The 11,369-nt window shown below is 69.6% G+C and carries 13 protein-coding genes; 8 read left to right on the forward strand and 5 right to left on the reverse strand.

Features of this window, described 5'->3' with window-relative positions; translation table 11 throughout:
• Window positions 1-9: 9 nt before the first annotated feature.
• From L2U69_RS11245 to L2U69_RS11260, 4 genes are all read right to left on the reverse strand, one after another.
• Window positions 10-846, reverse strand: coding sequence for an enoyl-CoA hydratase-related protein (locus tag L2U69_RS11245; RefSeq protein WP_236106917.1), 837 nt, complete (start codon window positions 844-846; stop codon window positions 10-12).
• Window positions 847-896: 50 nt separating this feature from the next.
• A complete protein-coding gene (locus L2U69_RS11250; RefSeq protein WP_236106918.1) occupies window positions 897-1,316 on the reverse strand; it encodes a GFA family protein in 420 nt (139 codons plus the stop codon).
• A 117-nt stretch (window positions 1,317-1,433) separates the two neighbouring features.
• Window positions 1,434-1,838: a Cu(I)-responsive transcriptional regulator gene (cueR, locus tag L2U69_RS11255; RefSeq protein WP_236106919.1), complete on the reverse strand. Its 405-nt coding sequence runs from the start codon at window positions 1,836-1,838 to the stop codon at window positions 1,434-1,436.
• 15 nt (window positions 1,839-1,853) lie between these two features.
• Window positions 1,854-3,986, reverse strand: coding sequence for a heavy metal translocating P-type ATPase (locus L2U69_RS11260; RefSeq protein ID WP_236106920.1), 2,133 nt, complete (start codon window positions 3,984-3,986; stop codon window positions 1,854-1,856).
• A gap of 139 nt (window positions 3,987-4,125) precedes the next feature.
• Here L2U69_RS11260 and L2U69_RS11265 point away from each other — a divergent pair, with 139 nt between their 5' ends.
• Window positions 4,126-4,326 carry a heavy-metal-associated domain-containing protein gene (locus tag L2U69_RS11265; protein WP_236106921.1) on the forward strand — a complete coding sequence of 67 codons (201 nt, stop codon included), beginning with the start codon at window positions 4,126-4,128 and terminating at the stop codon, window positions 4,324-4,326.
• Between the two features lie 22 nt (window positions 4,327-4,348).
• Here L2U69_RS11265 and aqpZ read toward each other — a convergent pair whose 3' ends face one another.
• A complete protein-coding gene (gene aqpZ, locus L2U69_RS11270; RefSeq protein WP_236106923.1) occupies window positions 4,349-5,041 on the reverse strand; it encodes an aquaporin Z in 693 nt (230 codons plus the stop codon).
• A 193-nt stretch (window positions 5,042-5,234) separates the two neighbouring features.
• Between aqpZ and fdhD the strand changes: the two genes are divergently transcribed.
• From fdhD to L2U69_RS11305, 7 genes are all read left to right on the forward strand, one after another.
• Complete coding sequence (gene fdhD / locus L2U69_RS11275) at window positions 5,235-6,062, forward strand: formate dehydrogenase accessory sulfurtransferase FdhD (protein ID WP_236106924.1); 828 nt, start codon at window positions 5,235-5,237, stop codon at window positions 6,060-6,062.
• Window positions 6,059-6,556 carry a molybdopterin-guanine dinucleotide biosynthesis protein B gene (gene mobB, locus L2U69_RS11280; protein WP_236106925.1) on the forward strand — a complete coding sequence of 166 codons (498 nt, stop codon included), beginning with the start codon at window positions 6,059-6,061 and terminating at the stop codon, window positions 6,554-6,556. Before fdhD ends, mobB begins: the two co-directional genes overlap by 4 nt.
• Window positions 6,553-7,752 carry a molybdopterin molybdotransferase MoeA gene (locus tag L2U69_RS11285; RefSeq protein WP_236106926.1) on the forward strand — a complete coding sequence of 400 codons (1,200 nt, stop codon included), beginning with the start codon at window positions 6,553-6,555 and terminating at the stop codon, window positions 7,750-7,752. The genes mobB and L2U69_RS11285 overlap by 4 nt, the downstream gene beginning before the upstream one ends.
• Entirely contained in the window at window positions 7,749-8,342 is a 594-nt protein-coding gene (gene mobA / locus L2U69_RS11290; protein WP_236106927.1) for a molybdenum cofactor guanylyltransferase MobA, read from the forward strand. The genes L2U69_RS11285 and mobA overlap by 4 nt, the downstream gene beginning before the upstream one ends.
• Window positions 8,339-9,238 (forward strand): LysR family transcriptional regulator, encoded by a 900-nt coding sequence (locus tag L2U69_RS11295; protein ID WP_236106929.1) that lies wholly within the window; start codon window positions 8,339-8,341, stop codon window positions 9,236-9,238. The genes mobA and L2U69_RS11295 overlap by 4 nt, the downstream gene beginning before the upstream one ends.
• A 107-nt stretch (window positions 9,239-9,345) precedes the next feature.
• Entirely contained in the window at window positions 9,346-9,819 is a 474-nt protein-coding gene (locus L2U69_RS11300) for a formate dehydrogenase subunit gamma (RefSeq protein ID WP_236106930.1), read from the forward strand.
• Window positions 9,816-11,363, forward strand: a complete 1,548-nt coding sequence (locus tag L2U69_RS11305) for an NADH-ubiquinone oxidoreductase-F iron-sulfur binding region domain-containing protein (protein WP_236106931.1) — start codon at window positions 9,816-9,818, stop codon at window positions 11,361-11,363. Before L2U69_RS11300 ends, L2U69_RS11305 begins: the two co-directional genes overlap by 4 nt.
• Window positions 11,364-11,369: the final 6 nt, after the last annotated feature.

Consider the following 11,369-nt stretch of genomic DNA (forward strand, 5'->3'; position numbering starts at 1 on the left):
TGCCCGGAATCAGCCCTGCCAGGAGGGGCGGCGCTTTTCGAGGAAGGCGGAGAGGCCTTCCTTGGCTTCCTCGGTCGCGCGGCGCTTGGCGATCGCGGTCGCGGTCAGATCGTTGATGTCGTCGTCGATGGGCAGGAATTCCAGTTCGGCGACCAGGCTCTTGGCGCGGGCGACGGCACCGGGCGCATTCAGGAAGATCGCCTCGATCAGCTTGTCGGCGCGATGTTCGAGGGCGATCTCGTCCGGCAGGATTTCCGACACCAGGCCCATGCGCAGCGCCTCCGCCGCGTCGAAACGCTCCCCGGTCTGGAAATAGCGGCGCGCGTTGCGGGCCCCGATGGCGCGCATGACATAGGGCGCGATGGTCGCCGGCATCAGGCCGATCTTCACCTCGGAGAGCGAGAAGGCCGCCTTGGGCGTCGCCAGCGCGATGTCGCAGCAGGCGACGAGGCCGACGCCGCCGCCATAGGCCGGTCCGTCGACCATGGCGATGGTCGGGATCGGCAGGCGGTCGAGACGGGCGAAGAGCGTGGCCAGCGCCTTGGCGTCGGTCAGATTCTCGTCATAGACCTGCACCGCCTGGCGGCGCATCCAGGAGAGGTCGCCGCCGGCCGAGAAGCTCTTGCCCTGGGCGCGGATGATCAGGGCGCGCACGCCTTCCTGGTTCGCCAGGTCGGCGAAGATGGTCGACAGGCGGTCGATGGTCAGTTCGTCGAAGCAATTGTGCTTCTCCGGCTTGGCCAGGGTGACGACGGCGAGGCCGGAGGGCGAGAAGCTGAGGTGCACGCCCGCCTCGAGTTCGGGCAGCGCCATGCCGGGGGCGACGTCGGAAGGTTCGGTACTCATGCTGGTTCCTCGTTGAGAGCGGCGGGGTTGGCCCCGTCATCTTGCTGTCGTCATTTCGCCGTTGGGACATTGCCGTCCGGCCATTGGGGCAGGCCGTCGGCGATGTCGTAACTGTCGCCCTTGTCGGCTACGAAAATATGGTGCTGCTGGCGAAGCCCGGTCGGCATGTCGAGGACGCCGATGGCGATGCCGACGTAATTGCCGCCCACTTCATCGAAGAACAGGGAGGCGCCGCATTCGCGGCAGAAGCCGCGCTTCGCCCTCGCGCTGGAGCGATACCAGGCGAGACCGCCCTGGTTCAGGAAGGTCAGGCGGTCGCGCCGGACCGAGGTATAGGGCCCCGGCGCGCCGTGCCAGCGCCGGCACTGGGAGCAGTGGCAGACGGAAACCGGACCGAAGCGCCCTTGCGCGCGGAAACGCACGGCCCCGCACAGGCAGGCGCCGTGAAGGATCTTGTCCCGTTCGTCCATATGCCTCTCTCCCACCGGTGCCATGTTCGCCATGACGGCACGGAATGCAAATTGAATCTAATTCGATTTGCATTCCGGCAATTTGCATTCGGGCGACTTGATGTCCGCGCCGCCGACTCAGCCGTGACAATGATGCCCGCCCGCGAGGTCGTCGAGAATGGGACAATCCGGCCGATCGTCGCCATGGCAGGCTTCGGCCAGATGGCGGAGCGTACGGACCATGGACTGCAATTCGGCGATCTTCGCCTCCAGGGTCTCGACATGGGAGAGCGCCAGCGCCTTCACCTCGCCCGAGGCGCGGCTGCGATCGCGCCAGAGATCCAGCAACTCGCCGATGGCATCGAGGGAGAAGCCGAGGTCACGCGCACGGCGCACGAAGCGCAGCGTATCGACATCGGAAGCGCCATAGCGCCGATAGCCGGCGTCGGAGCGGCTGGCGGGCGCCAGCAGGCCGATCTGTTCGTAATGGCGGATCATCTTGGCCGAAACGCCGGAAGCTTCGGCCGCCTGTCCGATGTTCATCGTTACCTCCGCTTCTCAAGCCTTGCGCGCCGGATGCCAGCGCCGCAGCAGAAGGGCATTGCCGAGCACGCTGACGCTGCTCGCCGCCATGGCGACCCCTGCCACCACCGGCGACAGCAGGCCGAAGGCGGCCAGCGGGATGCCCACCACATTATAGGCGAAGGCCCAGAACAGGTTGGAGCGGATCTTCGCGGCGACCGCCGCCGCGAGATCGAGGGCGGCGGGCACCAGCAGCGGATCGGGGCGCATCAGGGTGATGCCGGCGCTGGCCATGGCGACATCGACGCCGCCCGCCATGGCGATGCCGAGATCGGCGGCCGCCAGCGCCGGCGCATCGTTCAGCCCGTCGCCGACCATGGCGACACGGTGGCCGGCCTTCCGCTTTTCGCCGATCACCGCCGCCTTGTCGCCGGGCAGCACTTCCGCCGTGACGTCCGCGATGTTCAGGCGCGCGGCGATGGTCCGCGCCGCCGCCGCCCGGTCGCCGGACAGCATGGCACTGTCGATCTTGCGCGCGGCGAGTTCCACCACCGCCTCGGCGGCGCCGGGCCGGTCACTGTCCTCGAAGGCGAAACGCGCGATCAGGCGATTGCCCGCCAGCAGCAGGCTTTCGGTGGCGCCGGGGGCGAGATCGTCCTCGGGCTCGGCGATCCCCGCCTCCCCCGCCGCGCGGGCGGAGCCGAGCAGATAGTCCGTCTCCCCCACCTTGCCGGCGACGCCGCGCCCGGCGATGTTGCGGCCTTCCGCCACCGCCGGCAGGGCGAGGCCGCGATCCGACGCCGCCTGACGCAGCGCCAGGCCGAGGGGATGGTCGCTCGATCCCTGAAGCGCGGCGGCGACGGCCAGCGCCGCGTCCTCCGAACCCTCCAGCGCCTTCATGGCGACGAGGCGGGGCTTGCCTTCGGTCAATGTGCCGGTCTTGTCGAAGATCACGAGGTCGATGCGCCGCGCCTCCTCGAGGGCGGCGGGATCGCGGATCAGGATGCCGTGTTTCGCCGCCAGCCCGGTGCCGACCATGATCGCCGCCGGCGTCGCGAGACCCAGCGCGCAGGGACAGGCGATGACGAGGACGGCGACGCCGTGGATGATCGCCGTCTCCGCCGGCACGCCGGCGATGAACCAGCCGGCCATGGTGATCACGGCGATGGCCACCACCACGGGCACGAAGATCGCCGCGATCCGGTCGACCAGTCGCTGGATCGGCGGCTTGGCGGCCTGGGCATCCGCCACCATGCGCATGACGGAGCCGAGGAAGGAGCCTTCCCCCATCACCGTCACGCGGACGATCAGCCGGCCCTCGCCGTTCACCGAACCGCCCACCACCGGATCGCCGGCCTGCTTCTGGACCGGCAGGCTCTCGCCCGTCAGCAGAGATTCGTCGAGGGCGGAGGCGCCGTCCTCGATCTCGCCGTCGGCCGGCAGCCGGGCCCCGGCGCGGACGACGATGCGGTCCCCCGGTTTCAGGCTGTCGGCCGGAACCTCGGTCTCGCGCCCGTCGGCATCGAGGCGGATGGCGCGGTCGGGCCGCAATCTGGCCAGGGCCCGCAGCGCCGCCCCGGTCTCGCGCTTCGCCCGCGCCTCCATGTATTTGCCGAGCAGCACCAGCGCGATCACCGAGGCCGAGGCTTCGAAATAGAGGTGTCCGCCGCCATGGGCGACCATCAGATAGAGGCTGAGGCCATAGGCGGCCGAGGTGCCGAGCGCGACCAGCACGTCCATATTGCCGGCCCCGGCCCGAAGCGCCTTGAACCCATGCCAGTAGAAGCGCCAGCCCAGCCCGGCCTGGACGACGCTGGCGATGGCAAGCTGGACATAGGCCGGCAGCATGGCGCCCGGCACCAGCATGAGCAGGACCAGCGGTGCCGCCAGCACGAGGCCCGCCACGACTTCCCAGAGCCGGGGACCGCCGTGTTCGGGCCCGGGGGCGAATTCATCCGTCGCCGGGGTGGCGTCATAGCCGGCATCCTCCACCGCCTCGATCAGGGCGGCGGTGGGGGCGTCGCCCGCCACGCGGGCGATTTCGGTCGCGAGATTGACGGTGGCGTCGGCGACGCCGGGCACCGCCTTCAGGGCTTTCTCGACCCGCGCGACGCAGGAGGCGCAGGTCATGCCCTCGATTCTGAGGGTGGCGGTTCTGGATGTGGTCATGGTTCTTCACCTTTCATGACCACAGCCAACACCTTCCCATCGTTGGAAGGTCAAGCGGCAAAATGCAGCATCGAGCACCCTTGACCTTCCCACTGTGGGAAGCCCCACATAGGGAGCGTGTCGAGACAGGAGAACGACCATGCAAGTGTTGAACGTGACCGGCATGACCTGCGGTGGCTGCGTCAAATCGGTCGAGAAGGCGGTGGCAAAGGCGGCGCCGGACCTCGCCATCACCGTGGATCTGGCCGAAGGCAAGGTAAGCTTCGCCGACGGTGTCGATCCGGCGCCCGTGATCGCCGCGATCGAGCGCGCGGGCTTCGAGGCGAAGCCCGCGGCCTGATCGGCGACCTGACTGACCGCGATCAGCGGCGGTCGAGCCAGCGGTGGACGATGCCGGCGATCACCGCGCCGGCGATGGGGGCGACCCAGAACAGCCAGAGTTGCGCCAGCGCCCAATCCCCGGCGAAGAGCGCCGGGCCGGTGCTGCGCGCCGGATTGACCGACGTATTGGTGACCGGGATGCTGATCAGATGGATCAGGGTCAGGGCGAGGCCGATGGCGATCGGCGCGAAGCCCTTGGGCGCGCGGTCGCTGGTCGAGCCCAGGATGATCATCAGGAAGACGAAGGTCAGCACCACTTCGGTGACGGCGGCGGCCCCCAGGGAATAGCCGCCCGGCGAATGTTCGCCGTAGCCGTTGGAGGCGAAGCCAGCACCGACATCGAAGGCGGGAATGCCGGTCGCGATGGCATAGAGCACGGTACTGCCGACGATCGCGCCCAGCACCTGCGCGACGATATAGGGCGCGGCGCGGCCGGCCTCGAACTTGCCGCCGGCGACGAGGCCGAGGGTGACGGCCGGATTGAAATGGCCGCCCGAGATATGGCCGAAGGCGAAGGCGCCAGTCAGCACGGTCAGACCGAAGGCGAGCGAGACGCCGGCGAAGCCGATGCCGAGGTCGGGCACGCCGGCCGCGAGAACGGCACTGCCGGTACCGCCAAGCACCAGCCAGAAGGTGCCGATGAATTCGGCCGCCAGGGGACGCGAAAGGGACATGTGGGTTTCTCTCCTCGATGACGGATCGGCACGCATGAATTGTTGTTGCGCCGCCGCATGCAAGGCTTTACGGCCGGATTTCCTACGAAATGGTAAATCGTCGGATTTCCATGCCGCGCCACCCGTCGGCGCGGCCTGTTGACGCTTCCGCGCCGCTAGGTCCACAACAGTCGGGACCGAGGAGAAGAGGCCGATGCCCGACGAGACGTGCCCCCCGCCCCATCCGACGCTGTTGCGCCACCCGGGCCTGCGCCGCGACGACGACGGCGGGTGCTCGACGATCGACGACGTGCTGGCGAACGAAGTGCCGGTGGCCCTGGTCTACAACGGCATTTCCCATGCCGTGATGATGGCGAGCCCGGCCGATCTGGAGGATTTCGCCATCGGCTTCTCGCTGGCCGAGGGCATCGTCGAGCGCGCGGCCGAGATCCGCGACATCGAGCGTATCGACCACGATGCCGGCATCGAACTGACGATCGAAATCGCGCCCGCGCGCTTCGCCGGCCTGAAGGAACGACGCCGCAGCCTGACCGGGCGCACCGGCTGCGGCCTCTGCGGCATCGAGAGCCTGGAGGCCCTGGACCTGATCCGCCCCGGCACGGTGCCGGCCGGCCCGACCATCGGCGCCGATGTGATCGCCACCGCCATGGCGGGACTTGCCGCCGGCCAGGCCTTGAACCGGGAGAGCCACGCCGTCCATGCCGCCGGTTTCGCCGGGCCCGACGGTGCCGTGCGTCTGATCCGGGAGGACGTCGGGCGTCACAATGCGGTCGACAAGCTGACCGGTGCCATGGCCCGCGCCGGCCTCGATCCCGCCGCCGGCTTCATGGTGGTGACCAGCCGCTGTTCCTATGAAATCGTCCAGAAGGCGGCGCGCGCCGGCATTGCCGTGGTCTGCGCCGTTTCCGCCCCGACGGCGCTGGCGGTCCGACTGGCGGAGGGACTCGGCATGACCCTGGTCGCCTTCGCGCGCGGGCCGCGCCATACGATCTTCAGCCATGCCGAACGGATCCGTCCATGACCAAGCTGATCGGCTTCGCCGGCTGGAGCGGCAGCGGCAAGACCACCCTGGTCACACGCCTGATCCCCGCCCTGATCGAAAGCGGGCGCCGCGTCTCCACCGTCAAGCACGCCCATCACGATTTCGACGTCGACCAGCCGGGCAAGGACAGCCACGACCACCGGATGGCCGGCGCCCATGAAGTCCTCGTCGCCTCGTCGCGGCGCTTCGCCCTGATGCATGAATATCGCGGCGAGCCCGAACTGACGCTCGACGCCCTGATCGCGAAACTGGCGCCGGTCGACGTTGTGATCGTCGAAGGTTTCAAGCGCGACCCGATCCCCAAGATCGAGGTCCATCGGCCCGAGGTGGGAAAGCCCCTGCTGCAGCCGGACGATCCCCATATCGTCGCGGTGGCGAGCCCGGCGCCGCTCGCCGGCGTGCCGGTGCCCCATCTGCCGCTCGACGATCTGGACGCCGTTCTCGCCTTTCTGATCGAAAGGGATCTGGTTTGAGCCGTCGCCTGCCCATGATCACCCTGGACGATGCGCTGGCGCTGATCGCCGCCCGCTTCGGCCCCGCGACCGCCTCCGTCGAGGTCGACAGCGCGAGCGCCCCGGGCCGCGTGCTGGCCGCCGAAGTCACGGCGACGGCGCCCCTGCCGGCGGCGGACAATTCGGCCGTGGACGGTTATGCCCTCGGCCCCGGCGACGGGCCGTTCCGGATCGTGGGACGTTCCGCCGCCGGCCATCCCCTGGCCGGGCCCCTCGGTGAAGGCGAAGCCGCGCGCATCTTCACCGGCGCCGTCGTGCCCGAAGGCACCCTTCGCGTCGCGATGCAGGAATGCTGCCGGCTGGACGGGGCCCTGGTGGTGCCCGAGCCGCCACCGCCGCCCGGCGCCAACATCCGCCGGGCGGGCGAAGTGCTGAAACCCGGGGATGTGGTGCTGCCCGCCGGCCTCAGGATCGGCGCCCTGCATCTCGGGCTGCTGGCCGACATCGGCTGCACGCACCTCGCCGTCCGGGCGCCGCTCAGGGTGGCGCTGCTGTCCAGCGGCGACGAATTGCGCCCGGCGGGCAGCCCGGTCGCCCCCCATCAGGTCATCGACAGCAACCGGCCCCTGATGCGCGGTCTCCTGACGCGGCTCGGCTGCGACCTCAGGGAATGGCCGATCCTGCCGGACGACCGGGCGGCCATCGCCGACGCCTTGACCATGGCCGCCGCCGAGAACGACCTTGTGATCACCACCGCCGGCATGTCGGTGGGGGAGGAGGATCACATCCCCGCCGTCATCCGCGCCGCCGGCACCATGCTGTTCCACCGCGTCGCCCTGAAGCCGGGGCGGCCGGTCGGCCTCGGCCTGATCGGGGGAACACCCGTGCTCGGCCTGCCGGGCAATCCCGGCGCGGTCGCCGTCACCTTCGCCCTGATCGGGCAATGTCTGGTCCGCCTGCTGGCGGGGGAAATGCCGCGTCCCCTGCCCCGGCTGACCCTGCCCGCCGATTTTTCCTACGAGAAGCCGGCGGGCGACCGCGCCCTGCTGCCCGGCCGCCTCGGCCCGCGGGGTATCGAGCGGGTCGCGCGCAATGCCGCCGGCAATCTGGCCTGGACCGTGGGCGCCGACGGTTTCATCGAGATCGCGGAGGCCACGCAACGCATCGCCCCCGGCGATCCCGTCGCCTTCCTGCCCTTTTCGGGAGTCCTGCCATGATCCCTGGTGGTCTGATCCTGGCCGGCGGCCGGTCGCTGCGCTTCGGCGGCGGCCACAAGGGCCTCGCCCCCCTCGCCGGCCGGCCCCTCCTCACCCATGTGATCGAGCGGGTGGCGCCGCAATGCGGCCCCCTGGCCCTCAACCTGAACGGCGACGCCGGTGACTTTACCGGCTTCGGCCTGCCCGTGGTGCCCGATACGGTCGCCGGCTATCCGGGGCCGCTGGCGGGCGTGCTGGCGGGACTGCGCTGGCTGGCGCGGGAAGCGCCGAACCGCCCCCTGCTGACGGTGACGGTGGACGAGCCCTTCGTGCCGCGCGATCTGGCGCCGCGCCTGACGGCGGCTCATGACGTCATCGCCTTCGCCCGCTCGGGCGGGCGCAGCCATTGGCTGGCGGCACTGTGGTCGCCGCCGATCGTCGAGGATCTGGAACGCGCGCTGCGCGTCGACGGCATCACCCGCATCCGCGATTTCGTCGCCCGCCATTCCGCCTGCGGCGTCGATTTCCACGAGGGCCCGCCCGATCCCTTCTTCAACGTGAACACGCCCGAGGATCTGGCCCGGGCGGAGAGCTTCATGGGCGCGCCATGATCAACAAGCTCGGCTTCCTGCTGGCGCTCGCGCGCGAGAAACATTTCGGCCGCGCGGCGGAAGCCTGCGACGTGACGCAGCCCACGCTTTCCGCCGGCATCAAGCAGCTCGAGGCGGAACTGGGGGTGCGCCTGGTGCAGCGCGGCTCCCGCTTTCAGGGCCTGACGCCGGAGGGCGAGCGCGTGCTGACCTGGGCCCGGCGCATCGTCGCCGACGACCGGGGGCTGCGCCAGGATGTCGACGCCATGCGCCGGGGCCTGGTCGGACACCTGCGCATCGCCGCGATCCCGACCGCGCTGCCCATGGTGCAGAGCCTGACCACACCCTATCGCGCCCAGCATCCGGGCGTGCATTTCACCATTCAATCGATGTCGTCGATCGAGATGCTGCGCCATTTCGAGACTCTCGATGTCGATGCCGGCCTCACCTATATCGACAACGAACCGCTGGGCCGGGTCACCGTGGTCCCGCTCTATCGCGAACGCTATCGCCTGCTGACGGCGCCCGACGCCCCCCTGGGCCATCGCCGCAGCGTCACCTGGGCCGAGGTCGGCAAGGTGCCGCTGTGCCTGCTGACCCCCGACATGCAGAACCGCCGCATCATCGACCGCCTGCTCCAGGGCGCCGGCGTGAAGGTCAGCCCGACCCTCGAATCCAATTCGATGATCGCCCTCTTCGCCCATGTCCGGACCGGCAAATGGGCGAGCGTGATGCCCGCCAAACTGGCCGCCACCCTGGGCCTGCCCGAAACCGTCCGCTCGATCCCGATCCAGGAGCCCGACGCCGCCCACACCATCGGCCTCGTCGTCCCCCACCACGGCCCCATGACCCCCCTGACCGCCGCCCTGGTCAAAACCGCCGAGTCCGTCGCCCCGGCAATTGCGGCCGATGAGTGATTTTTAATAGATTTTGTCTATTGCAGCATGGGGACCACCCCCTTGATCACCATCGGCGATCGGCGGAGGCTGCGATTGGAAAGCCTCTAACGAAGGGTGGAGACGCGGTGACGGCAAGGGATTCCATCGATCTGGAGCGCCTGGGGGCGATCATCGCCGCGCATGGCCACATGCCGGGCCCGACCCTGCCGACCCTGCACGCCATTCAGGAGGCGTTCGGTTTCATCCCCGAGGCCGCGATCCAGATGATCGCCGATGCCGAGAACCGCTCCCGCGCCGAGATCCACGGCGTCGTCACCTTCTATCACGATTTCCGCCAGGCCCCGGCCGGCCGCCATGTGGTGAAGGTGTGCCGGGCCGAGGCGTGCCAGGCCATGGGCGGCGAGGCGGTGGCGAAACGGATTTCCAGCCGCCTCGGCCTCGATTTCGGCGAGACGGCGGCGGATGGCGGCGTGACCCTGGAGAACGTCTACTGCCTGGGGTTGTGCGCCACCGCGCCCTCGGCCATGGTCGACGAGCGCCTGTGCGGCCGCCTGACGCCCGACAAGGCGGAGCGCATCGTGGCGGAGACCCTGTCATGAGCGTCACCTTCCATGTCCCCCAGGATGCGGCCGCACTTGCGGTCGGCGCCGACGCCGTCGCCGAGGCGATCCGGATCGAGGCGGGCAAGCGCGGCATCGCCGCCCGCATCATCCGCAACGGCTCGCGCGGGATGCTGTGGCTGGAACCCCTGGTCGAAGTGGCGACGCCCGAGGGGCGCATGGCCTTCGGCCCGGTCGAGGCGGAAGACGTGCCCGCCCTCTTCGATGCCGGCATGGCGGAGGGGCGCGGCGGCCTGGGCCCGACCGAGGAGATTCCCTTCCTGAAGGCGCAGACCCGTTTCACCTTCGCGCGCTGCGGCGTGATCGCGCCGCTGTCCCTGAGCGACTACGCGGCCATGGACGGCTGGAAGGGGCTGGCCCGCGCCATCACCCTGCCCCCCGCCGAAATCGTCGACGAGGTGACCAGATCGGGCCTGCGCGGGCGCGGCGGCGCCGGCTTTCCGACCGGCATCAAGTGGAAGACGGTGCTGGAGGCGAAGGCGGACCGGAAATACATCGTCGCCAATGCCGATGAGGGCGACAGCGGCACCTTCGCCGACCGCATGCTGATGGAGGGCGATCCCTTCCACCTGATCGAGGGCATGGCGATCGCCGGCATGGCGGTCGGCGCCACCCATGGCTACCTCTACACCCGCTCCGAATATCCCCATGCCATCGCGGTGATGGAGGCGGCGATCGGCCTGGCGCGGGATGCCGGCTTCCTCGGGCCGTCGGTCATGGGCTCGGGCCGCGCCTTCGACATGGAGATCAGGACCGGCGCCGGCGCCTATGTCTGCGGCGAGGAGACGGCACTCCTCGAAAGCATCGAGGGCAAGCGCGGCCAGGTCCGGGCCAAGCCGCCGCTGCCGGCCCACGAGGGCCTGTTCGGCCGCCCGACCGTGATCAACAACATCCTGTCCCTGACCGCCGTGCCCTTCATCCTGGACAAGGGCGCCGCGGCCTATGCCGAGGTCGGCTTCGGGCGGTCGCGCGGGACCATGCCGATCCAGCTGGCCGGCAATCTGCGCCATGGCGGCTTGTTCGAAGTCGGTTTCGGCATCACGCTTGGCGAATTGGTGAATGAGATCGGCGGCGGCACCATGACCGGCCGGCCGGTGAAGGCGGTGCAGGTGGGCGGCCCCCTGGGCGCCTATTTCCCGCCGGCCCTGTTCGACACGCCCTTCGATTATGAAGCCTTCACCAAGGCCGGCGGCCTGATCGGCCATGGCGGCGTGGTGGTCTTCGACGATACCGTGGACATGGTGCAACAGGCCCGTTTCGCCATGGATTTCTGCGCCGTCGAGAGTTGCGGCAAATGCACGCCGTGCCGGATCGGCTCCACCCGTGGCGTCGAGACCATCGACAAGATCGCGGCGGGGCGCGACGTCGCCGCCAACCTGCAACTGGTCGAGGATCTGTGCGAGACGATGAAATTCGGCTCGCTCTGCGCGCTCGGCGGTTTCACGCCCTATCCCGTGCTCAGCGCCCTGCACCATTTCCCGGACGACTTCGTGGCGCGCCAGACGGCGCAGGCCGCGGAATAGGAGACG

Source organism: Zavarzinia marina, assembly GCF_021568905.1.
GTDB lineage: Bacteria > Pseudomonadota > Alphaproteobacteria > Zavarziniales > Zavarziniaceae > Zavarzinia > Zavarzinia marina.